Annotated in this window: 26 protein-coding genes and 1 riboswitch; of the genes, 7 read left to right on the plus strand and 19 right to left on the minus strand. The window is 74.4% G+C overall.

From position 1 onward, the window contains the following. Window positions 1-48: 48 nt before the first annotated feature. From ABZ495_RS01180 to ABZ495_RS01190, 3 genes are read right to left on the minus strand one after another with little or no spacing between them, the layout of a single operon-like run. On the minus strand, window positions 49-1,131 hold the full coding sequence (locus tag ABZ495_RS01180; RefSeq protein ID WP_359809683.1) for a serine hydrolase domain-containing protein: 1,083 nt from the start codon (window positions 1,129-1,131) through the stop codon (window positions 49-51). A gap of 58 nt (window positions 1,132-1,189) precedes the next feature. Then, window positions 1,190-1,729, minus strand: coding sequence for a GNAT family N-acetyltransferase (locus tag ABZ495_RS01185; RefSeq protein WP_359809681.1), 540 nt, complete (start codon window positions 1,727-1,729; stop codon window positions 1,190-1,192). A gap of 24 nt (window positions 1,730-1,753) precedes the next feature. After that, window positions 1,754-2,170, minus strand: coding sequence for an ankyrin repeat domain-containing protein (locus tag ABZ495_RS01190; RefSeq protein WP_359809680.1), 417 nt, complete (start codon window positions 2,168-2,170; stop codon window positions 1,754-1,756). Between the two features lie 429 nt (window positions 2,171-2,599). Here ABZ495_RS01190 and ABZ495_RS01195 point away from each other — a divergent pair, with 429 nt between their 5' ends. The 3 genes from ABZ495_RS01195 to ABZ495_RS01205 all read left to right on the plus strand — a co-directional run bounded on the left by ABZ495_RS01195 (window position 2,600) and on the right by ABZ495_RS01205 (window position 5,187). Beyond that, entirely contained in the window at window positions 2,600-2,794 is a 195-nt protein-coding gene (locus tag ABZ495_RS01195; protein WP_327674940.1) for a hypothetical protein, read from the plus strand. A 115-nt stretch (window positions 2,795-2,909) separates the two neighbouring features. Beyond that, window positions 2,910-4,532: a hypothetical protein gene (locus ABZ495_RS01200; protein WP_359833843.1), complete on the plus strand. Its 1,623-nt coding sequence runs from the start codon at window positions 2,910-2,912 to the stop codon at window positions 4,530-4,532. Between the two features lie 280 nt (window positions 4,533-4,812). Then, entirely contained in the window at window positions 4,813-5,187 is a 375-nt protein-coding gene (locus tag ABZ495_RS01205) for an RNA polymerase-binding protein RbpA (protein WP_030396357.1), read from the plus strand. A gap of 130 nt (window positions 5,188-5,317) precedes the next feature. Here ABZ495_RS01205 and fxsA read toward each other — a convergent pair whose 3' ends face one another. The 5 genes from fxsA to ABZ495_RS01230 form a co-directional block, all read right to left on the minus strand. Further along, the gene (fxsA, locus tag ABZ495_RS01210; RefSeq protein WP_359833845.1) at window positions 5,318-5,887 is read right to left on the minus strand and encodes an FxsA family membrane protein; all 570 of its coding nucleotides are present in this window, start codon (window positions 5,885-5,887) and stop codon (window positions 5,318-5,320) included. Window positions 5,888-6,032: 145 nt separating this feature from the next. Further along, the gene (gene lnt / locus ABZ495_RS01215; protein WP_359833847.1) at window positions 6,033-7,676 is read right to left on the minus strand and encodes an apolipoprotein N-acyltransferase; all 1,644 of its coding nucleotides are present in this window, start codon (window positions 7,674-7,676) and stop codon (window positions 6,033-6,035) included. A gap of 170 nt (window positions 7,677-7,846) precedes the next feature. After that, a complete protein-coding gene (locus tag ABZ495_RS01220) occupies window positions 7,847-8,302 on the minus strand; it encodes an N-acetyltransferase (protein WP_329486514.1) in 456 nt (151 codons plus the stop codon). 43 nt (window positions 8,303-8,345) lie between these two features. Then, window positions 8,346-10,010, minus strand: a complete 1,665-nt coding sequence (locus ABZ495_RS01225) for an amidohydrolase family protein (protein WP_359808073.1) — start codon at window positions 10,008-10,010, stop codon at window positions 8,346-8,348. A 31-nt stretch (window positions 10,011-10,041) separates the two neighbouring features. Further along, complete coding sequence (locus ABZ495_RS01230; RefSeq protein WP_329486516.1) at window positions 10,042-10,482, minus strand: Lrp/AsnC family transcriptional regulator; 441 nt, start codon at window positions 10,480-10,482, stop codon at window positions 10,042-10,044. Window positions 10,483-10,711: 229 nt separating this feature from the next. Between ABZ495_RS01230 and ABZ495_RS01235 the strand changes: the two genes are divergently transcribed. Continuing rightward, a complete protein-coding gene (locus ABZ495_RS01235; protein ID WP_359808075.1) occupies window positions 10,712-11,164 on the plus strand; it encodes a hypothetical protein in 453 nt (150 codons plus the stop codon). 127 nt (window positions 11,165-11,291) lie between these two features. On the opposite strand, the gene ABZ495_RS01240 is transcribed toward ABZ495_RS01235, so the two are convergent. Next, window positions 11,292-12,455 (minus strand): acyl-CoA dehydrogenase family protein, encoded by a 1,164-nt coding sequence (locus ABZ495_RS01240; protein ID WP_329486518.1) that lies wholly within the window; start codon window positions 12,453-12,455, stop codon window positions 11,292-11,294. A 350-nt stretch (window positions 12,456-12,805) separates the two neighbouring features. Between ABZ495_RS01240 and ABZ495_RS01245 the strand changes: the two genes are divergently transcribed. Next, window positions 12,806-13,363 (plus strand): hypothetical protein, encoded by a 558-nt coding sequence (locus ABZ495_RS01245; protein WP_352289002.1) that lies wholly within the window; start codon window positions 12,806-12,808, stop codon window positions 13,361-13,363. A gap of 429 nt (window positions 13,364-13,792) precedes the next feature. Continuing rightward, window positions 13,793-15,883, plus strand: coding sequence for an AAA family ATPase (locus ABZ495_RS01250; RefSeq protein ID WP_359833892.1), 2,091 nt, complete (start codon window positions 13,793-13,795; stop codon window positions 15,881-15,883). 31 nt (window positions 15,884-15,914) lie between these two features. Here ABZ495_RS01250 and ABZ495_RS01255 read toward each other — a convergent pair whose 3' ends face one another. The 10 genes from ABZ495_RS01255 to ABZ495_RS01300 form a co-directional block, all read right to left on the minus strand. Continuing rightward, a complete protein-coding gene (locus tag ABZ495_RS01255) occupies window positions 15,915-16,898 on the minus strand; it encodes an NAD-dependent epimerase/dehydratase family protein (protein WP_359833849.1) in 984 nt (327 codons plus the stop codon). 110 nt (window positions 16,899-17,008) lie between these two features. Further along, on the minus strand, window positions 17,009-18,055 hold the full coding sequence (locus ABZ495_RS01260) for a hemolysin family protein (RefSeq protein WP_359833851.1): 1,047 nt from the start codon (window positions 18,053-18,055) through the stop codon (window positions 17,009-17,011). Next, on the minus strand, window positions 18,052-19,395 hold the full coding sequence (locus tag ABZ495_RS01265; RefSeq protein WP_352288724.1) for a hemolysin family protein: 1,344 nt from the start codon (window positions 19,393-19,395) through the stop codon (window positions 18,052-18,054). Before ABZ495_RS01265 ends, ABZ495_RS01260 begins: the two co-directional genes overlap by 4 nt. Before the next feature lie 296 nt (window positions 19,396-19,691). Beyond that, a complete protein-coding gene (locus ABZ495_RS01270) occupies window positions 19,692-20,126 on the minus strand; it encodes a PH domain-containing protein (RefSeq protein ID WP_329486522.1) in 435 nt (144 codons plus the stop codon). A 136-nt stretch (window positions 20,127-20,262) separates the two neighbouring features. After that, window positions 20,263-21,111 (minus strand): ATP phosphoribosyltransferase, encoded by an 849-nt coding sequence (gene hisG, locus ABZ495_RS01275; RefSeq protein ID WP_329486523.1) that lies wholly within the window; start codon window positions 21,109-21,111, stop codon window positions 20,263-20,265. A 51-nt stretch (window positions 21,112-21,162) separates the two neighbouring features. Beyond that, on the minus strand, window positions 21,163-21,435 hold the full coding sequence (locus ABZ495_RS01280) for a phosphoribosyl-ATP diphosphatase (protein WP_030306151.1): 273 nt from the start codon (window positions 21,433-21,435) through the stop codon (window positions 21,163-21,165). A 111-nt stretch (window positions 21,436-21,546) separates the two neighbouring features. Next, complete coding sequence (ribH, locus tag ABZ495_RS01285) at window positions 21,547-22,020, minus strand: 6,7-dimethyl-8-ribityllumazine synthase (protein ID WP_329486525.1); 474 nt, start codon at window positions 22,018-22,020, stop codon at window positions 21,547-21,549. A gap of 37 nt (window positions 22,021-22,057) precedes the next feature. After that, window positions 22,058-23,317 (minus strand): bifunctional 3,4-dihydroxy-2-butanone-4-phosphate synthase/GTP cyclohydrolase II, encoded by a 1,260-nt coding sequence (locus tag ABZ495_RS01290; RefSeq protein WP_359833853.1) that lies wholly within the window; start codon window positions 23,315-23,317, stop codon window positions 22,058-22,060. Beyond that, window positions 23,314-23,961 carry a nicotinamide mononucleotide transporter family protein gene (locus ABZ495_RS01295; protein ID WP_329486527.1) on the minus strand — a complete coding sequence of 216 codons (648 nt, stop codon included), beginning with the start codon at window positions 23,959-23,961 and terminating at the stop codon, window positions 23,314-23,316. Before ABZ495_RS01295 ends, ABZ495_RS01290 begins: the two co-directional genes overlap by 4 nt. Continuing rightward, the gene (locus tag ABZ495_RS01300) at window positions 23,958-24,620 is read right to left on the minus strand and encodes a riboflavin synthase (protein ID WP_359833855.1); all 663 of its coding nucleotides are present in this window, start codon (window positions 24,618-24,620) and stop codon (window positions 23,958-23,960) included. Before ABZ495_RS01300 ends, ABZ495_RS01295 begins: the two co-directional genes overlap by 4 nt. Window positions 24,621-24,810: 190 nt before the next feature. Next, window positions 24,811-24,938, minus strand: a riboswitch (FMN riboswitch). 246 nt (window positions 24,939-25,184) lie between these two features. Here ABZ495_RS01300 and ABZ495_RS01305 point away from each other — a divergent pair. Then, window positions 25,185-25,433, plus strand: coding sequence for an SCO4226 family nickel-binding protein (locus tag ABZ495_RS01305; RefSeq protein ID WP_329486529.1), 249 nt, complete (start codon window positions 25,185-25,187; stop codon window positions 25,431-25,433). Window positions 25,434-25,443 lie beyond the last annotated feature (10 nt).

The following is a 25,443-nucleotide window of genomic DNA, read 5'->3' on the forward strand; positions in this document are numbered from 1 at the left end:
AACGGTCCCGGAGGCCGACTTTGTGCTGTGTGGCGCTCCTGCGGACGGCTAGCCGAAGACCGCCCGGCGGAAGGCGTTGCGCAGGTCGGTGAGGGGCTGGGTCTCGCGGCTGTAGTGCACCTTGTTGGTGAGCAGCAGCGCCCAGCGGCCGAGCCGGCGGGAGACCCAGATCCCGGTGCCGGTGAAGCCGTAGTGGACGAAGGTGCCGTCGGCGGGGTCGGTGCCGGGGGCGCAGAGCCAGGACAGGCCGCGCGCGGGGGCGAGTCCGCCGGTCTGTTCGCGCAGCGACTCGGCGGTCCAGGGCCCGGCCCAGGGCAGCGCGGCCGGCGGGTCGAGCAGGGCGGTGAGGAAGCGTTCGAGGTCGCGGGCGGTGGAGAAGGCGCCCGCGTTGCCGCAGACGCCGCCGAGCAGCCGGGCCGAGGGGTCGTGCACCACCCCGCGCAGCGGGGCGCCGACGGCCCGGTCGTACTCGGTGGGTGCGGTGCGGGCGGCCGACGCCGGGCCGAGCGGGCCGAAGCGGGTGTCGGTCATGCCGAGCGGGCGCCAGACCTGCCGTTCGGCGAGCGTGTCGAGCGGGGCGCCGGCCAGGTCCTCGACCAGGTGGCCCAGCAGCACGGCGGCACGGTCGGTGTACTCGACGGCGGTCCCCGGCGGGCGGTGCAGCGGGGCGGCGACGACGCCGGCCCGGATCGCCGCCCGGTCCCGGCCGTAGCGCTGCTCGAACTCCGTGCGCAGCGGCAGTCCCGCCGTGTGGGCAAGGAGTTGACGGGCCGTCACCCGACCCGTCGGCTGCCCGGCGGCCGGCGGCCAGTAGTCGCCGAGCGGGCGGTCGAGCGGGAGCCGGCCGGCCTGCCGGAGCGCGCCCGCGCACGGCCAGAGGGCGACGATCTTCGTCAGGCTGGCGAGGTCGAAGAGCGTGTCGGGCCCCATCTCCAGCCCCTCGTACGGGCCTTGGCCGAGCACCCCGACGGAGCCCCGGCCCCGCCCGCCGGCGGCGTCACCGACGGCCCAGACGCCGCCCGTGCCGACCCGGCGCAGCCCCGCCTCCACCAATCGCTCCAACTCCCCACCGGGGGCGCCGAGCACGGCCGACGGGTCGGGGGCCGCGGCCCGTACCGGCTGCTCGTCCACGCCTGCCCCCGCCCGCTCGGCCACCGGTCCGCCCGGAGCCTACCCAGCGGGCGGGCGGTCAGACGGCGGGCACGCCGCCGAACTCCTTGCCGAGGCAGATGCTCTGCGGGTGGTCGCGGTAGATGCCGAACTTCTGGATCGGGTCGTAGCCCTCGGATCCGTAGAGCGCGACCGCCTCGGGCTGCTCGGTGCCGGTCTCCAGCACGAACCTGGTCCGGCCGGCCTCGGCGGCGGTCTGCTCCAGGCGGCGCAGCACCGTCCGCGCGAGGCCCCGCCCGCGGGCCCGGGGGACGACGAACATCCGCTTCAGCTCGGCGTCGCCGTCGCGCAGGCCGTGCGGGCCGGCCTGCTTGGCGCGCCAGCCGCCGCAGGCCACCGGCTGGCCGTCGAGGTAGGCGATCAGGAACAGACCAACCGGCGCCTCGAAGTCGTCGGGGTGCAGCTCGGTGAGGTCGCCCTCGCCGTAGCGGCGGACGTACTCCTCCTGCACCTCCGCCGAGAGGCGCTGGGCGTCCGGGTGGCCGTAGCCGGTGACGCGGATCTCGATGATGTCGCCCTTGCCGTCCCGCAGCTCGGCGGTCCCCGCGATGCTCTCCATGGTTGAAAAGACTACGACCTCGGGTCAGCGGCCCTCGAACCGGGCGACCAGCTCCTCCTTGCCGAACATCCGGGCGGTGTCGACGGCGGACGGCGTACCGGCCGTCGGGTCGGCGCCGCCCGCCAGCAGGGCGGTCAGCACGTCCTCGGCGCCCTTGAAGACGGCGCCGGCCAGCGGGGTCTGGCCGCGGTCGTTGGCCCGGTTCGGGTCGGCGCCGCGCTCCACCAGGGCGGTGACGGTGGCGGCGTGCCCGTGGTACGCGGCGAGCATCAGCAGGGTGTCGCCGCGGTCGTTGGTCAGATTGGCGGGCGCGCCGGCGTCGACGTAGGCGGCGAGGGTGTCGGTGTCACCGGCCCGGGCCGCGTCGAAGAGCTTCCCGGCCAGCTCGATCACCTCGGAGTCCGGGGCGTCGGCGGGCTGCTGGCTGGCGGCGTCGGTCATGGCGGGCCTCTCCTGGGCGTTCTCGGGCACCCCGGGCCTCGCCCGGGAGCTTCTCGGTCTGTCGGTCGCGCGTACCGCACCGTAGCGGCCCGGTGCGCGGACGATCCAGCGCGCGTCCGGACTTCGGACGCCGGCCGGACCGCGGCATTCCCCCACACGACACACGGGCGGGAAGGTTTCGCCGCCGTTCGAGCGAACTTCCCGGTCCCCGCGGTGCCTTCCCGGCCACCCGCCGGGAATGCCTCGCCGCGCCGGTACACGGGGCCGCCGGGCCCCGTTCCGGGCGGTTCGCATACCTCCCCCCGGCGCCCATCCGGGTATTGGCCGAGAAGACCACCCATTTGCACCGTTCCATCATCTATTACTTTTTGTCACGATTAAGGCACATTCCGTGACACTGTCCCTGTCCCCCTCCCCGAGGAGCAGAGCGTGATCCTCTCGATTTCCGGCATCGTCCTGTTCGGCACCATCGCCTTTCTCTTCTTCCGCAGGGACGGACTAAAGGTCTCCCACGCGATCGTCTGCGCCCTGCTCGGCTTCTACATCGCCGGTTCCTCGATCGCTCCGAGCATCACCGCGGGCGGCGCCAGCCTGGCCAGCCTGCTCGGCGGCCTCAAGTTCTAGCGCGGCCACTCCCCCGTACGGGCCCGGGCGCGGATCCCACCGCCCCCGGGCCCCGTCGTACACCCGACGCCGACCCCCTGAACCCGACCGTCCCACTCGCCCGGGGAGCCAAGGAATGCCGCTCAACCGCCACTTCAGCAAGGGCCGCGACCTCGCCCGCACGGCCGGCGACCACGCCTCCGACATGTTCGCGCCGCTGACCGTCATCGGGCGCGGGATGCGCCACCACGTCGCCTGGGCCAAGAGCCGCTGGCAGGCGACCCCGAAGGACCGGCGCGGACCGACGGTCTTCCTGGTCGCCGCCATGCTGCTCGGCATCTACCTGCTGCCGCACGGGCTGCTGTTCGCCCTGGTGGCCCTGATGGCCAGCGCCGCCTGGAACGGCCGCTCCCCCAAGGCCCCGGCGGGCCCGCCCGAGCCGGACGTCGTCGACGTCAAGCTCACCGCCCTGTACGCCGCGCTGACCCCGTACCTGGCCTCACCGGACGACCTCAGCCCGCTCTACCACCACGAGGGCGGCTACAAGGACGTCTTCGGCTCCTGGGAGTTCGACGCCGAGGGGCGGCTCTCCCGGCTGGAGCTGGTCTACCCGGCCTACTTCACCGACACCGAGCCCGCCGCCCGGGCCCGGATCGAGCAGGTCGTGCAGGGCAAGGCCGGCCGCGCCCGGGAGTACCGCTTCGACTGGGACGAGGAGTCCAACCGGCTGCGGATCGCCGCCCTGGCCCCGCTGCCCACGGACATCGCGGCCCAGCGCTTCGTGACCACCCCCGGCGAGATCGTGCTGGGCTTCACCGACGAGGCCGGCAGCGCCCGGACCATCCCGGTGGGCCAGGGCGGCGCCGTCACCCAGCAGCCGCCGGTGGTCTGGCGCACCGGCCCCCGCTCGGGCGAGCCGCACCTGCTGGCGCTCGGCGTGACCCGCTACGGCACCTCCAGCCTGATCCGGTCGATCGCGCTCCAGGCGCTGCCCCACGGCGACCTGGTGGTGATCGACGGTGCCGGCACCGGCGAGCACGCCTGCCTGGTCAGCCGGCCCGGCGTGCACACCGTGGAGACCAGCCTGCACGGCGCGCTGGCCGCGCTGGAGTGGGTCGCCCAGGAGACCGAGCGCCGGCTGACCGCGCTGAACGCCGCCCGGCGCGCGGGGGCGGCCGCGCCCGAGGACGTCACCCGGCCGCTCTGGCTGCTGCTCGACCACCCGACCGAGCTGAGCGAGCTGGCCCACGCCGAGGGCCGGCCGGACCCGCAGGACCTGCTGGAGCTCCCGCTGCGGCACGGCCGGGCCGCCCGGGTCACCGTCGTGTTCGCCGACGACATCGAGGCCCGGGACCGGATCACCCCGACCGTGCGGGCCACCACCCGGGCTCGCGTCCTGCTCGGCCCGACCGGCCCCGAGGAGTCCTACGGCACGCTCGGCGCGCCGCTGGACATCGTGCCCGCCGCGCACGCCCCGGCCGGCCGCGGCTACGCCCGGATCGGCACCGGCACACCGGTCCGCCTCCAGGTGCCGGCCACCGTCGACCCGCTGGACGAGGAGGCACCGGCCCAGCTGCGCGAGGCGGTGATCGCCCTGCTCCCGCACCGCGACACCCGGACCGAGGCGGCCGCGCCGGTCGACGTCCCGCCGCGCCCGGCCGGCCCGCCGCCGGTACCGGTGGCCGAGCCGGTCCAACAGCCGCAGGCGGTCGACCTGGGCAAGGAGCACGCGCCCCTGCGGTTCCGTCCACTGGCCTGAAAGGGGCCCGCCGGGGCGGGGCGGCGTAGGGCGGCGGATCCCGTCCCGGTACGCTCGTGGTGGAAAGGCCGACCGATCACCAGATGTGAAATAGGTGACACCTGGGGTGATATCCACGGCCAGATGTGACAAATCGGGCGCCGGTGGGTACAAACAGGGGCGGCACGACAGACGACGCATGTCCCGGGACGGGAATCTTCGTCGGAAGCCGAGCGTTGACCGAACGACGAAGAACAGCGACCACTAGTCCTGTGGGCCATAAGCCCGGGAGGCACGATTCATGAGCGAGCGAGCTCTCCGCGGCACGCGACTCGGGGCCACTAGCTACGAGACCGACCGTGGTATCGATCTGGCTCCCCGCCAGACCGTCGAGTACGCATGTCAGAACGGACACCGATTCGAGGTTCCTTTCTCGGTCGAGGCGGAGATCCCCTCGGCCTGGGAATGCCGCTTCTGCGGCCAGGAGGCAGTACTCCTCGACGGTGACGAGCCTGAGGAGAAGAAGACCAAGCCCACGCGTACCCATTGGGACATGCTGATGGAGCGCCGCACGCGCGAGGAGCTGGAGGAGGTGCTGGCCGAGCGGCTGGCCGTACTCCGCTCCGGAGGGATGAACCTCGCGGTACACCCGCGGGACACCCGCAAGAGCGCCTGACCCGTTTCCCGCCCCGGCGGGAGCACGCGAAAAGGGACCCTGGCCCCCAGGGTCCCTTTCGCATGTCCGGGTCCTTCGACGGCGGCCCGCCCCGGGGCATCAGCGCCCCGGGGCGGGCCGCCGTCGCCAGTCAGCCCTTCAGCGGCGGACGGTAGGTGGTGTCCGGGCCCCGCGGGCCGGCGCCCGGCTCGACCACCTCGCCCTGGATCACCTTGCCGTCCGGGCGGTGGATGCGCAGCTGCTCCTGCAGCCGCACCGCGTCCGCGAGCGGATCGGCCCCGAGGCCGGCGGTGCTGCGCAGCGCCTTGTCCGCGAAGCGGCGCCCGGCGGCCCGCCAGAGCGCCCGGGTCGGCGGGAGGAGCAGGGTCAGCGCCAGCGCGTCCGAGAGGAAGCCCGGCAGCATCAGCAGCAGGCCGGCCAGCACGGTGAGGCTGGTGCCGGTCTGCGGCTGCTGCGACTTCGGGTCCCGGCTCTGGTCGATCGCCGCGGACAGCGCCTTCAGCCCCGCGCGCTTGATCAGCGAGCCGCCGATCAGGGCCCCGGCGATCAGCAGCAGCACGACGGTGACGCCGCCCAGCCACGAGCCCACCTGGACCAGCAGCCAGATCTCCAGCACCAGCCAGGCGGTGACCACCAACGGCAGCACCCGGCGGAGCTTTCCGCGCCGGGCCTGAGGGGCAGGGGTAGCTTGCTGGGTCACGGTACGAATCCACTCCATAGCGGTGCTCTGCGCGCCGCACGGGAGATCCGGGCCGGCTACGGCACCACCTGGTCCAACGACCAGCCGCCGGCCGGTGTTCCACCCCCGCCCGGGCCGACGGGCCCGCCGACCGGCCGCGCCGGGGTCAGGAGGCCGTCGGGCCGGAGGGCTCGGAGGCGGCCGGGCGGGTCACCCGGCGGCGGCCGATCAGCAGGGCCGCCCCGCAGGCCAGCAGGCCCACGACGGCCAGCGTCCACTCGGGCGCGACGCCCACCCGGTCCGCCACCGTGGTGCCGTCGCGCAGCGGGACGACGGCGGACAGCTCGGCGGCGGTCAGCTCCTCGGTGCGCTGCTGCACCGAGCCGTCGGGGGCGATCACCGCGCTGATCCCGCTGGTGGCGGCGATCAGCACGGCCCGGCCGTGCTCGACGGCACGCAGCCGGGACATCGCGAGCTGCTGCTCGGGCTGGCCGGTCTTCGCGTAGGTCGCGTTGTTGGTCTGGACGACGAGCACCCGGGCGCCCTTGTCCACGGTGTCGCGGACGATCTCGTCGTACGCCACCTCGAAGCAGATGACGTCGCCGATCTTCGCCGGGCCCAGCTGCATGACGCCGTTGTGGTCGCCGGGGTAGAAGTCGCGGGCGACCCGCTGCAGCCGGGTGATCACCTTCATCAGCTGGTCGCGGAACGGCACGTACTCGCCGAACGGGACGGGGTGCTGCTTGGTGTAGGAGGCGCCCGGGCCGGTCTTCGGGTCCCAGACGATGCCCTCGTTCTGGACGTGCCGCTCGTCCGGCCCGTCCACCAGGGTGCCGACCAGGGTGGGTACGCCGACCGCCTTCACGGCGTCGTCGATGCGCCGGTAGGCCAGCGGGTCGCTGAACGGGTCGAGGTCGGAGGAGTTCTCCGGCCAGATCACCACGTCCGGCTTCTCCACCCGGCCGGCCTCGATGTCGGCGGCGAGCTTCTCGGTGGCGGCGGCGTGGTTGTTCAGCACCATCATCGGCCGGCCGAGGAAGTCCATCCCCGGGTTGGGCACGTTGCCCTGGATCAGGGCGACCTTGACGGTGTCGGCGGCCGCGGTGGGCACCGGGACCAGATAACCGGCCAGCAGGGCCGCGACGGCGCCCAGCGCGGCCAGCGCGGCGGCCCGGGGCGCCCGGCGGGGCCCGCGCAGCCGCAGCGCCGCCCAGGCCAGCAGGGCACCGGCCAGCGCGACGGCGAAGGTCACCAGCGGGGCGCCGCCGATCGCGGCGAGCGGGGTGAACGGGGTGGCGGTGTTGGCGAACGCGAGGCGGCCCCAGGGGAAGCCGCCGAGCGGCAGCCGGTCACGGGCCCACTCCTGGGTGATCCAGAGGCAGGCCGCCCAGAGCGGCCAGCCGGGCAGCCGGGAGGTGAGCGCCAGACCGGAGCCGAGGGCCGCCAGGAAGAGCGCCTCGATCACCGAGAGGCCGACGGTGGCGTCCCAGCCGACCACCCGCAGCCAGCTGAGCAGCAGCAGGAAGAACGGCAGCCCGAAGGCGAAGCCCGTCCAGGCGGCCTGCCGGACGGTGCGGCCGAGGGTGAGCAGCGAGAGCGCGGCGACGCCCACCAGCGAGAGCGGCCAGAGGTCGAACGGCGGGAAGGCCAGCGCGAGGAGCAGCCCGGCGAGGACGGCCAGGCCGGTGCGGGGCAGTCCGGCACGCACCTTGGCGACGGCGCGGGCGGCCCGGCCGGGGGCGGGGGCGTCGGACGTCGCGGACGCCTCGGGGAGGGCGTCCGACCGCTCCTGTGTGACGTGGAGTGCCACCGGCGCACCATCTTCCTGGTCGGGCTGTCCGCGCTTGGCTGTCCGTTGGCGCGTTCTTCACCGCCCGTTGAGTTCGGACGCTGTGCGAAAGACGGTACCCCGGAACCGGCCCCGCGCGTGAGGCCGGGTGGCCCGCCGAGCAGCGGGTTCCCGGCCCTGGTGGGGCGGTGTCAGCGCGGGCTGTAGCGAACCGTGCGCAGCGGCCAGTCGGCGGCGAGCCAGGCGGCCACCGCGCGGTACAGCGGGGCGTCCAGCTCGGCGCGGTCGGCGCGGACCCAGGAGCTGACCGTCGTGGTGGCCGGGTCCTCGTGGTCCGGGTAGATGTACACGCAGCCGACGACGTCGCCGCCGGGGTTCGCCAGCACGGTGTAGGTGAAGCCGCGGCGGTGCTCGAAGTCGGCGGCGTGCCGGCGCAGGTCGGCCAGGTTGCGCTCCGGCGTCATGCCCTCGGCGGGCGGCCAGCTGCCGGTCCAGCCCGGGGTGGCGTGGATGTGGTCGATGCTCGACGTCCAGGCCGCGAGGTCGGAGTCGTTGTGCTGCTCGCCGAGGGGCTCCAGGCGGAACCCCTCGGCGGCGAGGGTGCGGGGGACGACGAAGCCGGCGGGTACCAGCGGATGATCGCTCATGCCGGTCAACCTACGCAGCGCGGGCCGCCCCGGTCACCCGGACCTACCGCGCGGCCGCCCGCTCCGCCACCGCCCGGTGGACGGTCCGGCCCCGGACCACGGTGCGCAGGCAGACCGGCAGCGGACGGCCCGGGGTGAGGTCGGGCAGCCCGGGGGTGCCGGAGCGCGGGTCGGTGGACCAGCCGGCCACCCGGGAGTCGGGGGCCTGGACCACGAGCTCGTCGGCGGCCCAGACCGCGTAGCTGGCGATCGCGCCGGGGACGAGCACGCCGTCCTGGTCGCGGCCGATCGCCCGCCAGCCGCCCCGGGTGTGGGCGGTGAAGGCGGCGCGGGCCGAGATCCGGTGGTCGAGGGTCCGGTGGAAGGCCGCCGCGCGGACGGTGCCCCAGGGATCGAGCGGGGTGACCGGGGCGTCCGAGCCGAAGGCCAGCGGGACGCCGGCCCGCAGCAGCGCGGCGAACGGGTTGAGCGCGGCGGCGCGCTCGGCGCCGAGCCGCTGGACGTACATGCCGTCCGGGCCGCCCCAGGCGGCGTCGAAGGCGGGCTGCACGGAGGCGGTGAGGCCGAGTTCGGCGAAGGCCGCGACGGACGCCCCGTCCAGTGCCTCCGCGTGCTCCACGCGGTGGCGCAGCGCCCTGACGCGGTCGGCGCCGACCCGCTCGCCGGCCGCCCGGACGCCCGCGAGGACGGCGCCCACGGCGGCGTCGCCGATGGCGTGGAAGCCGGCCTGCAGCCCGGCCTCGGTGCAGGCGGCGACGTGGTCGGCGACCTGCTCGGCGCTCAGGTAGGAGGTGCCGGTGTGGTCGGCGTCGGCGTAGGGGCTGTGCAGGCAGGCGGTGTGCGAGCCGATCGCGCCGTCGACGAAGAGGTCGCCGCCGGCGCCCACCGCGCCGAGCCGGCGGGCCGTCTCGACGCCGCCCAGCTCGCCCCAGTAGCCGAACACCTCGGGCCCCTCGCCGTCGGCGGCGAGGTCCAGCAGCGCGGCGAGGTCCTGCTCCGAGGAGATCTCCGGGCCGGCGCACTCGTGCAGCGCGCCGATGCCGAGCTCGGCGGCCCGGGCCAGCGTCGCACGCTGGGCACGCCGGCGCTGCTCGGGGGTGAGGTGCGCGAGCGCGGTCCGGCGCACGGCGTGGTGGGCGTCGCGGGTGAGCGGGCCGTCGGCGGAGAAGCCGGGCCGGGCGCCGAGGCCGGCGGTGAGCGCGCGCAGCGCGGTGGTGGCCAGCGCGGAGTGCACGTCGGTGCGGGAGAGGTAGAGCGCGGCGCCGCCGGCGGCCGCGTCCAGCTCGGCGAGCGTCGGCGGTCGGCCCTCGGGCCAGCCGGTCTCGTCCCAGCCGTGCCCGATGAGCACGCCGCCCGGCTCGGGGCGGTCGGCCGCGAAGGCGGCGAGGGCCTCCAGCGCGGCGGCGAGCGAGGGCAGTCCGGTGAGGTCCAGACCGGTGAGCGCCAGACCGGTGGCGGTGGCGTGCACGTGGGCGTCGACGAAGGCGGGGGTGACCAGGGCGCCGTCGAGCTCGACGATCTCGTCCGCGGCGTCGGCGTACGCCTCGGCCGCGCCGTCGCTGCCGACCCAGGCGACGTGCTCGCCCTCGACGAGCATCGCGGTGGCGAAGGGGTCGGCGGGGCTGTAGACGGCGCCGCCGCGCAGCAGGACGGTTCGTGGGCCCCTCTGGCCCGAGGGCGGGCCGGGAGGGAGGGTGCGTTCGGTCATGACGCCAAGTCTGCACCTCCCGGAGGGGCGGTCAGAGCTTCGGGGGCCTCGCCTCGTAGGGCGTCGAGAGCACGACGGTGGTGCGGGTGGAGACGCCGGCCGCGCTGCGGATCCGGGCCAGCAGGTCCTCCAGGTCGCCGGGGGCGCCGACGCGGACCTTGAGGATGTAGTTCTCGTCCCCGGCGACGCTGTGGCAGGCCTCGATCTCGGGCAGCCCGGCGAGCCTCTCCGGGGTGTCGTCCGGGGCGCTGGGGTCGAAGGGCTTGACCGAGATGAAGGCGGTCAGCGCCAGCTCGACCGCGTCGGGGTCGACGATGGCGGTGTAGCCGCGGATCACACCGCGCTGCTCCAGACGGCGCACCCGCTGGTGCACCGCCGAGGTGGACAGGCCGGTGGCCTTGCCCAGGTCCGTGTAGCTCATCCGGCCGTCCTCCAGGAGCAGCTGAACGATGCGTTGGTCGAGATCCTCCACAAAGCGCAAACCTACCCGGTCGGGGGCGCGCGCGGCGCCACAGCGGGCGCGCACGGTGTCACTCGCGGCCGCGCCGGGTGCCGGGCGGGCACATGCCGGGCGAATGTGGCGAAGGACACACCCGGTGCATCACAGTGCACCGGCCTGCAGGATTATGAGTCCGCGTCGGCGGGAAGTGCTGGTTGTGGCCCCGGGCGACCACGCCGGGCCCGATCCGAGGGGGATCACCATGCGTGCAACTGACCGGCACTCGCTGAGCGCCGACGACACCCACGATATGACCGGCCGCGAGGATCTCGCGGTCCCCCACGAGCCGTCGGCGGGGGTGGATCCGGGCGAGGGCGAGACCTGGGACATCGTCCGGGTGCACTGCCCGGAGTGCCGCCGTCCGATCGCCCTGGTGGGCGACGAGGAGCGGCTGCCGCAGCACGCCGTGCTGCCGACCGCCTGGCACCCCTTCTCGCCCGCGCTCTGCCCGGGCTCGGGAGCGCCGACGGACGACCTGGCGGAGGTGGAGTCGGCGGAGGACGCCGAGACCGCCGGCCTGGAGGCGCTGCTCGCCCTCCCGTCCGAACTCGACTGGCGCACCCAGCCGTTCTCCCACGCCGTGGCGCACCGCCCGGTGCGGACGGCGCCCGCGCCGGCCATCCCGCAGCAGCGCAGCCGGCTCGTCCGGCACTGACGGCCGCTCCCGTCCCGGGGGTTGACCGGCCGTCAGCCGATGGCCGGTCCCGACCACCGGGGCGGGAGACGCCTCCGGGCGCCACTCCGCACCCTGGAGTGACGCCCGGAGGCCGTTTCGGGAGCCGTCAGCCGGAGGTGAGGTGGCGGCCGATCACCAGGCGCTGGATCTGGTTGGTGCCCTCGACGATCTGCAGCACCTTGGCCTCGCGCATGTAGCGCTCGGCCGGGAAGTCCTGGGTGTAGCCGTAGCCGCCGAGGACCTGGACGGCGTCGGTGGTGACCCGCATCGCCGCGTCGGTGCAGAACAGCTTGGCCATCGCCGCCTGCTTGGAGAACGGCCGGCCGGCGTCGCGCAGCCGGGCGGCGGCCAGGTAGAGCGAGCGCCCGGCCTCGATCTGGGTGGCCATGTCCGCGAGCATGAAGGACAGGCCCTGGAACTCGGCGATCGGCCGGCCGAACTGGCGGCGGGTACCGGCGTACTCGACCGCGAGGTCGAGCGCGGCCTGGGCGACGCCGATCGCGCAGGCGGCGATGCCGAGCCGGCCGGAGTCCAGGGCGGCGAGCGCGATCTGGAAGCCCTGGCCCTCGCTGCCGATCAGCCGGCCGCGCTCGACCCGGGCGCCGTCGAAGTGCAGCTGCGCGGTCGGCGAGGACCGCATGCCCATCTTGTGCTCCGGCGGCGCGGCCGACAGACCGGCCACCCCGGCGGGCACCAGCAGGCAGCTGATGCCGCGCGCGCCCGGCTCGCCGGTGCGCACCAGCGCGCTGTAGAAGTCGGCCTCCCCGCCGTGGGTGATCCACGCCTTGGTGCCGCTGACCACGTACTCCTCGCCGTCCAGGTCGGCGCGGGTGCGCAGCGCGGCGGCGTCCGAGCCGGACTGCGGCTCGGAGAGGCAGTAGGCGCCGAGCTGCTCACCGGAGAGCATGCCGGGCAGCCAGGCGGCGCGCTGCTCGTCGCTGCCGAAACCGGCCAGGGCGTGACAGGAGAGGGTGTGCACGCTGACCCCGAGGCCGACCGCCAGCCAGCCGCCCGCGAGCTCCTCCAGGACCTGGAGGTAGACCTCGTAGGGCTGGTCGCCGCCGCCGTACTTCTCCTCGTAGGGGAGGGAGAGCAGACCGGCCTCGCCGAGGGTGCGGAACACCTCGCGCGGGAAGCGGCCGGCGGCCTCGTCCTCCGCCGCGCGCGGCTGGATCTCGCGCTGGACCAGCTCCCGGGTGAGGCTCAGCAGTTCGCGGGCCTCGTCGGTCGGCAGCTGGCGTTCCACGGCGTTCGCTGGGGACGGGGTCATGGCGGCTGGTCGCCTCCTCGTTCGGGCACCGGGCCCTGGTGTGGCGGGCCCGACGCGGGTGTGGCACGTCGGGCCGACCGGCACCGGGTTACGGTGAACGGCCGTTCACATGCGTGGCGAAGTGAGTATGCCCGATCCCGGCGCTGCCGTCACGACCTGCACGGAATCACTGTCCGTCCTGGCGTACGGGCCCCCGTAGGGTTGCCGATGTGGCCTCTTCCGAAACGTCCAGCACCCCTCCCGGCGGCCCGGCCGCCCCCGCGGTCGGCGGGGCGCCGGACGCGCCCGGCGGACCCGGATCGCCCCCCGCGTCCGAGGGCCTCCCCGACCTCGCCGGCCTCGCCGCCGGGCTGCGCGCGCTGGCGCCCTCCTGCGGCCCGGTCCGGCTGGTCGCGGTGGACGGGCACGCCGGCTCCGGCAAGACCACCTTCACCGGCCGGCTGGCCGCCGCGCTCGGGGGTGCGCCGGTGGTCCACCTGGACGACCTGGCCACCCATGCCGAGCCCTTCGGCTGGACGGAGCGGTTGCGCACCCAGGTGCTCGACCCGCTGGCCGCCGGCCGGGACGCGGCGTACCGGGTGTACGACTGGACGCTGGGGCGCTTCGCCGGCACCGCGGCGGTGCCGCTCGCCCCGGTGGTGCTGATCGAGGGCGTCGGCGCCGGCCGGCGGGCGGTGCGGCCACGGCTGGCGCGGCTGATCTGGATGGAGCTGGCCGCCGAGGACGCCCGGCGGCGCGGGGAGGAGCGGGACGGTCCGGCCCTGGCGGAGTTCTGGGCGGGCTGGGCGCGGGCGGAGTCGGCGCACTTCGCCGCCGACCCCAGCCGCCCGTACGCGGCCACCATCGTCGACGGAGTGACCGGGCGGATCGCACCGAGCACCGTCGGTGAACCTTCAACAAGCCCTTGACCTGCGGTGTCACCAGGACTTAGGTTCTCCTCAGTTGCCGAGGTTGTTGATCGCGCAACATCGGACTCGGCATCCCCGGCTTGTTCCCCCGTGAGCCGGGGGTGCCGTCCCCCCTCCCGCCGCCCGCACCCCGCCCGACCGGGGCCGAGGCCCGGCCGGATCGCACCGGCGCCCAATCCCCGCGCGCGCGATCGTATTTGACTCCGCACGGCACTCTTCCGGATCAGCGCCGCGCCGGTACGATTCCTGGAGGCGCATATGCGCCCCGGGGGCTATCGACGACCGGCCGGCTTCTCCGCACCTCGAATCGCCGACCGAGCCCCAGGCACACCGCGGGGGGCGTGAGTGACGACGGTGGACAGTTCCGACGGCAACAACACGGGCGGCCCGGCTCCGAACCGGCTCGCCGACCGCGCCTGGCTGCGTGCCATGGACGCCTACACGGCGGGCGCGTACGCCCGCGCGGAGGAGGAGTTCCGCGCGGCCGTGCGGCTCGATCCGGGGATGGCCGACGCCTGGCTCGGCCTGCACGCCCTGCGCAGCGACACCTCCGGGGCGCTGCTCGCGATGTACCGCCACCGGACCCGGTTCGGCGAGCAGCGCCGGCTCCACCGGCGCCCGCTCAGTTCCTGGTACTGGCTGGGCTGGTGGGTGCAGCCCGTCCTGGAGGACAGCCGCGACCTGGCGCTCGCGCACGCCTCGCACTGGCTGGACGGCCGCCATCTCGCCGAACTGGACAGGGCGTTGGAGCAGTGCCCGGTCCCGGAGGAGGACCCGTCCGCGCGCTTCCTGCACGCGTGCCGGTCCTACCTCCTCAAGGACTGGGAACAGCTGATCCGGGACACCGACCGGCTGCTGGACGACCAGCTGCTGGGCATCGAAGCCGGGCTCTTCGCGGGCATGGCACGGGTCCGGCTGGACATGTGCGCCCAGGCGCAGGCCCCGCTCGCCGCCTCGCTGGCCCGCTGCCGCTCCGAGCAGCCGCAGCGCAAGGAGCTGCGGTACTGGCTCGCCCGGGCCTACGAGGGCGCCGGGCGCAGCGCCGCCGCGCTGCCGCTCTACCGGGCGGTACACCGGGCCGATCCGGCCTTCATGGACACCGCGACCCGGCTCGCCGCGATCTCCGCCGAGGACGGCGTGGTCGACGCGCTGCTGGACGCGGTGGGCGGCCTCGGCCGTGAGGGCGGGAAGCCCTCGGGCGGCGACGAGGCGTTCGACGCGCTGTCGCTGGGCCTGGACACGGTGGGCGCCGAGGAGGCCGGGCTGGACGACGCGGCGCTGGAGGCCTCGGGGTGCGAGGCCCCGGGCCTCGAAGCCGCCGGGTACCCGGGCGAGGCCTACCCCGGTGAGGCCCTCTCCGGCGAGACCTACCCCGGTGAGCCCTACCAGGCCGCGCCCTGTTCCGGCGAGCCGTACCGGACCGAGCCCGGACAGAGCGAGGCGTACCCCGCCGGGGCCTTCCCCGCCGGGACCGGTGGGCCGGGCGCGCAGGAGCCGCCGGGGGCGGGCACGGCCACCGACCGGGAGGCCGGACCGGCGCTGCCCGCCGGTGAACGCTCCGGCGCGCCGCTGCCCCCCGCCGGCTCCGGGCCCGCCGTGCCGGTCCGCGGCGAGGCGCCGCCCAGACCCGCGGGCGGCTACCCGGCCGCCGGACGCGACGGCGACGAACGGGAGCTGGACGCGGCGCTGGCCGAACTCTCCCGGATGGTCGGCCTGGAGCCGGTCAAGCGCCAGGTCCGGGCGCTCTCCGCGCAGTTGCGGATGTCCCGGCTACGGGCGGCGCAGGGCCTGCCGGTGCAGCCGCCCAAGCGCCACTTCGTCTTCTCCGGCCCCTCCGGCACCGGCAAGACCACCGTGGCGCGCATCCTCGGGCGGGTCTTCCACGCCCTCGGGCTGCTCTCGGGGGACCACCTGGTGGAGGCCCAGCGGGCTGACCTGGTGGGCGAGTTCCTCGGCCAGACGGCCGTCAAGGCGAATGAGCTGATCGACTCCGCGCTGGACGGCGTGCTCTTCATCGACGAGGCCTACAGCCTCTCCAACTCCGGCTACAGCAAGGGCGACGCCTACGGAGACGAGGCGCTGCAGGTGCTGCTGAAGCGGGCCGAGGACAACCGCGACCGGCTGGTGGTGATCCTGGCCGGCTACCCGGAGGGCATGAACCGGCTGCTCGCCACCAACCCCGGCCTCAACTCCCGCTTCACCACCCGGGTCGACTTCCCCAGCTACCGCCCCGGCGAACTCACCGCGATCGGCGCCGCGCTGGCCGACCGGGACGGCGACGGCTGGGACGAGGACGCCGCCGAGGAACTGGCCAGCATCTGCATCCACGTGGTCCGCGAGGGCTGGATCGACGACCTGGGCAACGGACGGTTCATCCGCACCCTGTACGAGAAGTCCTGCGCCTACCGGGACCTGCGGCTCTCGCTGCTGCGCGAGCCGCCCGGGCGCGAGGACCTGGCGACCCTGCGGCTGCCGGACCTCGTGCAGGCGTACGGCGAGCTGATCGACGGCCGGGGCTGAGCCGGCGGAGCGGGCCCGCCGGCTCCGCCGCTCAGCTCCCGAGCACCTTCGCCTCCCGCTCCGCGTCCAGGCCGACCACCGGCCGGTCCGGGCGCTGCGGGGCGGTTCCGCCGATGGACCGCAGCCAGGCCCAGGTGTCGGCGACCGTCTCCGCGACCGGGCGGCAGCGCAGCCCGGCGGCGACCGCCTTGGCCACGTCGGAGCCGTGCACGGTGTCGTGCAGCTCGCCCGGCGGGACCCAGACCGGCAGGTCGCTCCACGGTTCGATGCCGGCCGCCAGGATCCGGTCGGGCTCCGTCCAGCGCAGCTCCGCGTCCGAGCCGGTGGCCCGGACGCAGGCCTCCAGCAGCTCGCCCATGGTGGCGTGCCCCTGCGGGCTGACCAGGTCGTACGCCCCGCCGCGGCCGGCCACCAGGGCGCCCAGGGTCCAGACCGCGATGTCCCGGGCGTCGATGTACTGCACCGGCAGGTCGCGCGGGCCGGGGGCGAGCACCGGGCCGCCGCGGGCGATCCGGCCCAGCCACCAGGGCAGCCGGCCGATGTTCTCGTACGGACCGATGATCAGCCCGGCCCGGGCCAGCAGCGCCCGGTCGCCGAAGGCGTCCAGCAGCGCCAGCTCGCCGCCGCGCTTGGCCTGCGGGTAGGCGACCTCACCGGCGTCCGGCGAGCCCTCGACCAGCGCGGCGCTCTCGTCCGCCCCGGCCGGGGTCGGGTGCGCGTACACCGACCGGCTCGACACGTAGGCGTAGCGGCCGACCCGGCCGGCCAGCAGGCGGGCGCTGTCGCGCACCGCCGAGGGCGCGCCGGACCAGGTGTCCACCACCGCGTCCCACTCCCCCTCGGCCAGCGCGGCCAGGCCGTCCTCGGCCCGCCGGTCGCCGTGCAGCGCCCGCACACCGGCCGGCGGCGCGTGCGTCCCCCGGTGGAAGACCGTCACCTCCCATCCGCGCTCCAGCGCCTCCTCGGTCACGGCCCGACCGACGAACTCCGTCCCACCCAGCAGCAGCAGTCTCATACCGACCACCCTGCCGAGCGGACGGCGTTCTGGGAACGGCCGCATGCTCAGAGCAGAATCGCCCACAGCGGAACCCGGCGGCCCGGGAGGGCGGCCGCCGGGACGGGCCGTCAGGCGGCGGAGCGGTGGTCCGGGTCGTGCACCTCGCCGACCAGCTCCTCCACCACGTCCTCCAGCGTCACCACGCCGAGCGTGCGCCCGTCCTGGTCGACCACCGCGGCCAGGTGGCAGGCGGCCCGGCGCATCGCGCCGAGCGCGTCGTCTAGCGGGAGCGTGCCGCGCACCACGGTGATCGGGCGCCAGAGGCGGGCCGGCACCGGCGCCGCCTGGTCGTCGACGTCCAGGATGTCCTTGAGGTGCAGGTAGCCCAGGTAGCCGGGGCCGGCCGGGTCGCCCTCGGTGACCGGGAAGCGCGAGAAGCCGGTGCGCAGCGCCAGCTCCTCGACCTGGGCGGCGGTCACCTTGGTGTCCACGGTGACAAGCTGCTCGGGCTTGAGCAGCACCTCGGTGACCGGGCGGCGGCCCAGCTCCAGGGCGTCCTCCAGGCGCTCCTGGCGGCCCTCGTCGAGCAGGCCGGCGTCCCGGGAGTCGACCAGCAGGTACATCAGCTGCTCGGTGGTGAAGACCGACTCGACCTCGTCCTTGGACTCGACCTTGAACAGCCTCAGCACGGCGTTGGCGAAGGCGTTCAGGAAGAAGATCACCGGCGCGAGCCAGCGGGCCAGCCGGTCCAGCGGCGGGCCGAGCCGGAGCGCGGCCTTCTCCGGCCCCGCCAGCGCGAGGTTCTTCGGCACCATCTCGCCCATCACCATGTGCAGGAAGACCACCACGGCCAGCGAGATCCCGTAGGAGAGCGGGTGCATCAGGCCGGCCGGCACGCCGAGGGCGTGGAACGGGCCCTCCAGCAGGTGGGCGATGGTCGGCTCGGCGAGCGCGCCCAGGCCCAGCGAGCAGACGGTGATGCCGAGCTGGGCGGCGGCGAGCATGGCGGAGACGTTGGAGAGCGCGTGCAGCACGGTGCGGGCGCGCTTGTCGCCCGCCTCGGCGAGCGGTTCGATCTGGCTGCGCCGGACGGAGACCACCGCGAACTCGGCGCCGACGAAGAACGCGTTGCCCAGCAGGAGCAGGACGGCGAGGGCCAGTTGGAGCACGGTCATCGGGCGCCGCCCTCGTCGTCACCGGGGCGCGGGCGCCCGCTCGTGCGCTCCACCCGCACCCGGCTGGTGCGGTGGCGGTCCACGGCCTCGACGGTGAACCGCCAGCCGGGCAGCTCGGCCTGCTCGCCCGGGACGGGCAGCCGGCCGAGGAGGTCCGAGACCAGGCCGGCCAGGGTCTCGTAGGGGCCGTCGGGCGCGTGCAGGCCGATCGACTCCAGGTGGTCGATCCGGGCCCGGCCGTCGGCGGCCCAGACCGGCAGCCCGTGCAGCGGCGGCAGCGGGATCAGTTCGGGGGTGTCGGCGGGGTCGTGCTCGTCCTGCACCTCGCCGACCAGCTCCTCGACGATGTCCTCGACGGTGACCACGCCGGCGGTGCCGCCGTACTCGTCGACCACGATGGCCATCGGCTGGAGCCGGCGCAGCTGGTCCAGCAGGCGTTCGGCGGGGAGCGTCTCGGGCACCAGCAGCGGCGGCACCGCCAGATCGCCGACCCTGACCAGGGCGCGCCGGGCGGGCGGCACCGCGAGGGCGTCCTTGAGCGTGACGGTGCCGGTGACCTCGTCCAGGCTGTCGGTGTAGACGGGGAAGCGGGAGAGGCCGGTGGCCCGGGTGAGGTTGAGCACGTCGGCGGCGCTGGCGTCGCGCTGGAGGGCGGCGACGTCGATCCGCGGCGTCATCACCGACTCGGCGGTGAGGTCGCCGAGGCCGAGGGTGCGCACGAACAGGGTGGCGGACTCCTCGTCCATCACCCCGGCCCGGGCCGAGTGCCGGGCGAGTGAGCCCAGCTCGGCGGGGGTCCGGGCATGGCCCAGCTCCTCCTGCGGCTCGACGCCGAGGGCGCGGACGGTGCGGTCCGCCGAGCCGTTCAGGAAGCTGATCAGCGGGCGGCAGGCGTGCGAGAAGGCCATGTGGGGGGCGGCCACCGAGCGGGCCACCTGGAGCGGCCGGGAGATCGCCCAGTTCTTCGGGACGAGCTCGCCGATCACCATCTGCACCACGGTGGCCAGCAGCATGCCGACGATCACCGCGACGCCCCGGGCGGCCCCGTCGGGCAGGCCGACGGTGGTGAACACCGGCTTCAGCAGGACGGAGAGGGCCGGCTCGGCGAGCATGCCGACCACCAGCGAGGTGACGGTGATGCCGAGCTGCGCGCCGGAGAGTTCGAACGAGAGGTGCCGCACGGCGCGGACGACCCGGGCTGACCGGGCGTCGCCGGCTTCGGCGGAGCGCTCCACCGCACCCCGCTCCACGGTCACGAAGGCGAACTCGGCGGCCACGAACAGGCCGTTGGCGAGGATCAGCAGGAACGCCGCGAACAGCAGCAGCCAGGCGGTGATCACAGTGCCGCCTGCCTTCCGATACCGGGAAGCCGGGCGGCGCGGGTACTACCGGACGGATCGTCCATGGACGGGGGGAGTCACTCCTCAAGTCGTTTCCGCGCAGGGCCCGCTGTCGGGCGGCGCCGGTCAAATGGCATGGCTTTGCCCTGCTTTTTACCAGCGTAGACGATACCCGTGCGACTGTCGGCCCCCCGTTCGGACCCGCCAGGGGGCGGCGCCGGGCGGACAGGGGTCGGCCCGGGCGGCGTAGGGGGCGGGTAGGGGGCGGGCGAGCCGGGGGTGGTCGGGGCGGCGGATCAGCGGCCGCGGCGCTCGACCAGGTCGCGCAGCGCCCGGGCGTCCGCGATCGCCTGCGCCTTGCCGAGCCCGGACTGGATGCCGACCACGGCCAGCGAGGTGCCGTCGGCCAGGTCGAGGGTCGCCCACGGGTCCCCCTGGCGGAAGTTGACCCGGACGATCTCGGCCCAGGCCAGCCGGCGGCGGCGGACGAAGTTCACCACGGTGATGCCCTCGGTGTCGGCGCTCACCCGGGGCCGGGCCAGCATCAGGCCGACGCCGGCGAACAGCACGCCGCTGAGCACCATCATGAGCCGGTCGTTGAACTGCCAGCTCGCCGGGAGCGCGAGGGCGATCGCGACGAACATCACGACCAGCAGCACGCAGACCGGCAGCAGCACGGCCCGGGTGCGGCGCGGGGCCCAGGTGACGGGGAACTCGGCGGGGCTGGTCACGTGCGGTCTCCGGGGGGTCCAGGCGGGGCGGCACCGGCGGCCGGGTGCCGGCCGTCGACGAAAGGGCGGGGGCGCCGACCGGCGCCCCCGCCCCATTGAACCGCTGTTTAACTCCGCTGCTTCACGCGCGGGGGTGTCAGAGGCGGCAGGCGTGGATGTTGGTCACCAGGATGGCCCGGGCGCCGATGCCCCAGAGGTCGTCCATGATCCGCTGGGCCTCCTTGCGGAGCACCATCGAACGGACGGCCACCCAGCCCTCGGTGTGCAGCGGGGAGACGGTCGGCGACTCCAGGCCGGGGGTCAGCGCGACGGCGGCGCCCACGTTCTCGGCACGGATGTCGTAGTCCATCAGCACGTAGCGACGGGCCACCAGCACGCCCTGGAGGCGGCGCAGGAACTGGTCGACGCCCGCGTCCTCCCCCGCGCCCTTCGGGCGGATCACCACGGCGTCCGAGACCAGGATCGGCTCGCCGAAGACCTCCAGCCCGGCGTTGCGCAGGCTGGTGCCGGTCTCCACCACGTCGGCGATCACATCGGCCACGCCCAGCTGCACCGCGGTCTCGACCGCGCCGTCCAGCTTGGTCACGGTGGCCTTGACCCCGTGGTCGGCCAGGTGCTGCTCGACCAGACCGGTGTACGAGGTGGCGATCCGCAGCCCCTCCAGGCCCTGCACGTCCTTCACGTCCACGCCCTCCGGGCGGGCGAAGCGGAAGGTGGAGCCGCCGAACCCGAGGGCCAGCACCTCCTCCGCGTTGGAGTGCGAGTCCAGCAGCAGGTCGCGGCCGGTGATGCCGACGTCCAGCCGGCCGGAGCCGACGTACACCGCGATGTCGCGCGGGCGCAGGAAGAAGAACTCGACCTCGTTGTTCGGGTCGACGAGCACGAGCTCCTTGGGGTCCTTGCGCTGGCGGTAGCCGGCCTCATGGAGCATCTCCGCCGCGGGACCCGAGAGCGAACCCTTGTTGGGGACGGCGATGCGCAGCATGGAAGTCGGTTCCTTACCTGGTGGGGGGTGGGGTGTGCTGTTCGGACCGGTTCAGAGGTACTTGTAGACGTCGTCGAGCGTCAGCCCACGGGCGACCATCATCACCTGAAGGTGGTACAGGAGCTGGGAGATCTCCTCGGCGGTCTGCTCGTCCGACTGGAACTCGGCGGCCATCCAGACCTCGGCGGCCTCCTCGACGACCTTCTTGCCGATCGCATGGACGCCCTGCTGGACGAGCTGCGCGGTACGGGAGGACGAGGGGTCGCCGGTGGCGGCCTTCTGCTGGAGCTCGGTGAAGAGCTCCTCGAATGTCTTCGAAGCCATGATGGACTCACCTTACGGCGTGCGGGCTTACAGGCGGTAAACGGTCCCGGACCGTGGACAGTCCGGTGGACGTCCACGGTCCGGGACCGTGCCGTCGGCCGGTGCGGCGCGTCAGGCGAGCGACTTGAGGACGGCGGCGGTGGCGACGGCCGCCGTGACGGCCTCGTGCCCCTTGTCCTCGGAGGAGCCGGGCAGGCCCGCGCGGTCCACCGCCTGCTGCTCGTTGTCGCAGGTCAGGACGCCGAAGCCGATCGGGACGCCGGTGTCGACGCTGACCTGGGTGAGGCCGGCGGTGGCGGCCTGGCAGACGTAGTCGAAGTGCGGGGTGCCGCCGCGGATGACCACGCCGAGCGCGATCACCGCGTCGTAGCCGCGGTCGGCGAGGCGCTTGGCGGCGACCGGCAGTTCGAAGGTGCCGGGCACCCGCAGCACGGTCGGCTCGTCGATGCCGAGCTCCTTGAGGGCGCGGTGGGCGCCGTCCAGCAGGCCGTTCATCACCTGCTCGTGCCACTGGGCCGCGATCACGGCGACCTTGAGGCCGGCGGCGTTGTCGATGGTCAGCTCGGGGGCTCCGTGGCCGCTCATGTGCTGTTCCTCTTTCGGGGGTCGTGACGGGGGTGCTTCAGGAGCCGAGACCGGGCAGGTCGTGGCCCAGCCGGTCGCGCTTGGTCCGCAGGTAGCGCAGGTTGTGCTCGCCCGCCGGGGTCTCGACCGGCTCGCGGCCCTTGACCTTCAGGCCGTGCTCGGTGAGCGCGGCGAGCTTCTCGGGGTTGTTGGTGAGCAGGGTGAGCGAGCGGACGCCGAGGTCGCCGAGCATCTGGGCGCCGATGCTGTAGTCGCGGGCGTCGGCGGGCAGGCCGAGGTCCAGGTTGGCGTCGACGGTGTCGCGGCCCTGCTCCTGGAGCTCGTAGGCGCGCAGCTTGTGGGCGAGGCCGATGCCCCGGCCCTCGTGGCCGCGCAGGTAGAGGACGACGCCCCGGCCGGCCTCGGTCACCCTGCGCAGCGAGGCCTCCAGCTGCGGGCCGCAGTCGCAGCGCAGCGAGCCGAACACGTCACCGGTGAGGCACTCGGAGTGGACCCGCACCAGCACGTCCTCGCCGTCGGGGAGTTGGCCGTCGGCGTCCAGGCCGCCGGCCACCAGGGCGAGGTGCTCGACGCCGTCGATGGTGCCGCGGTAGCCGACGGCGGTGAACTCCCCGTACGCGGTGGGCAGCGCGGTGACGGCGGCCCGGTCCACGTGGAGTTCGGTGCGGCGGCGGTAGGCGATCAGGTCCTCGATGGAGATGATCGCCAGGCCGTGCTCGCGGGCGAAGGCGACCAGCTCGGGCAGCCGGGCCATCGTGCCGTCGTCGTTGACCACCTCGGCGATGGCGCCGGCCGGTGCCAGCCCGGCCAGCCGGGCCAGGTCGACGGCGGCCTCGGTGTGGCCGGGGCGCACGAGCACGCCGCCCTCGACGGCCCGCAGCGGGAAGACGTGCCCGGGGCGGGTGAGGTCGCCGGGCTCCGTCCCGGTGGAGGAGAGCAGCCGGACGGTCCGGGCGCGGTCGGCGGCCGAGATGCCGGTGTCGACCCCGTCGCGGGCGTCGACCGAGACGGCGTAGGCGGTGCCCTTGCGGTCCTCGTTGACCTGGGTCATCGGGGGCAGCTTGAGCCGGTCCAGCTCCGGGCCGGTCATCGGGACGCAGATCACGCCGGAGCTGTAGCGGATGGTGAAGGCCATCAGCTCGGGGGTGGCGGCGGAGGCGGCGAAGACGATGTCGCCCTCGTTCTCGCGGTCCTCGTCGTCGACCACGATCACGGCTCGGCCGAGCGCGATGTCGGCGACGGCCCGCTCGACCGGGTCGAGCGCGAGGTCGAGGTCGGCGGTCTGGTTGGCGGTCATGCCGTGGCTCCCTGCGGGACGGTGGCGGACGTGGTGCGCGGCTCACGGGTGCTCAGCCACCAGGAACGCAGGCCGAGCAGTACCAGGACGAAGTAGATCGAGTAGGTGAGGCCGGAGAAGGAGTAGCCGCTGTTGAAGGCGAGCGGGACGCCGACCACGTCGACGGCGATCCAGGCGAACCAGAACTCCACCCAGCCGCGGGCCTGGGCGACCATCGCCGCCAGCGTGCCGACGAAGATGTAGGCGTCCGACCAGGGGCTCCAGGAGAGGCTGGGGTTGGCCAGGAAGAGCCAGGCCAGCGCACCGGTGCCGAGCGCGGTGCCGGCCACCAGGGCGGCCCGCTCGGGCCAGCTCGCGAACCGGACGGCGATGCCGTCCGCCCCGCGGCGGCCGCGCCGCCACTGCGTCCAGCCCCAGGCGGCCGTGGCGACCACGATCAGCTGCTTGCCGATCAGGCCCGGGACGTGGCCGTTCAGGTAGGCCGTGATCAGCACGGCGCCGGAGAGCAGCTGCACCGGCCAGCTCCACACCGAGCGGCGCCAGCCGAGCGCGAGGCCGCCCAGGCCGAGCAGGTTGCCGATCATGTCGGCCCACTTCACGTGCTCACCGAATACGGTGAACGCTTCTCCGCTCAGCCAGTTCACTGGGCTTCTCCGGTGATCGTCGAGGGCAGGGTGCGGGAGTCGAGCAGCCGCTCCACGTACTTGGCGAGGACGTCGACCTCCAGGTTGACGCTCTCGCCGACGGCCTTGGTGCCGAGCGTGGTCAGCGCGAGGGTGGCCGGGATGAGGCTGACGGTGAAGCTGTCGCGGGCGGCCTCGACCACGGTCAGGCTGACGCCGTCCACGGTGATCGAGCCCTTCTCCACCAGGTAGCGGGAGATGGTGGCGGGCAGCGAGAAGCGCAGCACCTCCCAGCGGAGCTTGCCGTCGGCGTCGCGCTCGCCGGGCTCGCGGCCCAACAGGGCGCCGGTGGCGTCGACATGGCCCTGGACGAGGTGCCCGCCGAGCCGTGCGCCGAGGGCCATCGCGCGTTCCAGGTTGACCCGGGAGCCGGGGGCGAGCTCGCCCAGACTGGAGCGGTGGAGCGTCTCGGCCATCACATCGGCGCTGAACTCACCGGACTGGCCGGCCAGTTCCTCGGGAGTGTCGACGACGGTCAGGCAGACGCCGTTGACCGCGATGGAGTCGCCGTGGTGCGCGTCCTGACAGACCACCGGTCCGCGCAGGCGGATTCGCGAGGAGTCGCCGATCTCCTCGATCGACACGACCTCGCCGAGCTCTTCGATGATGCCGGTGAACACCCGGGTTCTCCTCGCGCTTGGGGGCGCGGACTCCGGGGCGGGCATGGGAGAGGACACGGACGGGCACGGGTGCGCGGGCCACCGGACAGGACCCGTCGCCGGGCTGTCGCGCAACCGCCGGGAGAGAGCTCTCCCGTCGCACACCTGCCCGCGGTCCACCGGGGGACCACGGGTACTGCTCATCGTCCGCCGCGCACGCCTCCCATCCGGACTTTAACCGTCGGTCCAGGAATTTCACCTGGTCAACCGGCCGCTGGCTGCGGACGGGTCGCGGACTGTAACCGCCGGTTCGGATTTTCACCGACCCCGGAGTGCGCTGAACGTCACTGCTACTACTGACGTCATTGTGCCATGGCCCGCGCAGGCCCAGGGAGAGGCTTCCGCTGTGGTCTGTTTCACGCGGGCGGCGGGAATGCGCGGGGCGGCGCGGGCCCGGTGGGGCGGCCCGCGTAGGGGTGCCGGGCCGGCCGGGCCGCCTCCGGTGGCGGCCCGGGGTGCGACGGGCGCAGGCTGGTGGTACACGGTCGGCGCCGACCGGCCGGGACTCCTGGAGGTGCGAGGACGATGGCCAAGTTCATGGACGTCCACCACGGCATGACCGGAATCACCGGCGAGGAACTGCGGATGGCCCACCAGGCGGACCTGGCGGTCCAGGAGAACGAGGGCGTGCAGTTCGAGCAGGCCTGGGCCGACCCGGAGTCCGGCACCGTCTACTGCCTCTCCGAGGCGCCGTCGAAGGAGGCCGTGCAGCGCGTCCACGAGCGCACCGGCCACCCGGCGGACGAGATCCACCCGGTGCCGCTCGTGGTCTGACGGCCCTCGC

It is taken from the genome of Kitasatospora sp. NPDC005748, from assembly GCF_040630735.1.
Taxonomy (GTDB): domain Bacteria; phylum Actinomycetota; class Actinomycetes; order Streptomycetales; family Streptomycetaceae; genus Kitasatospora.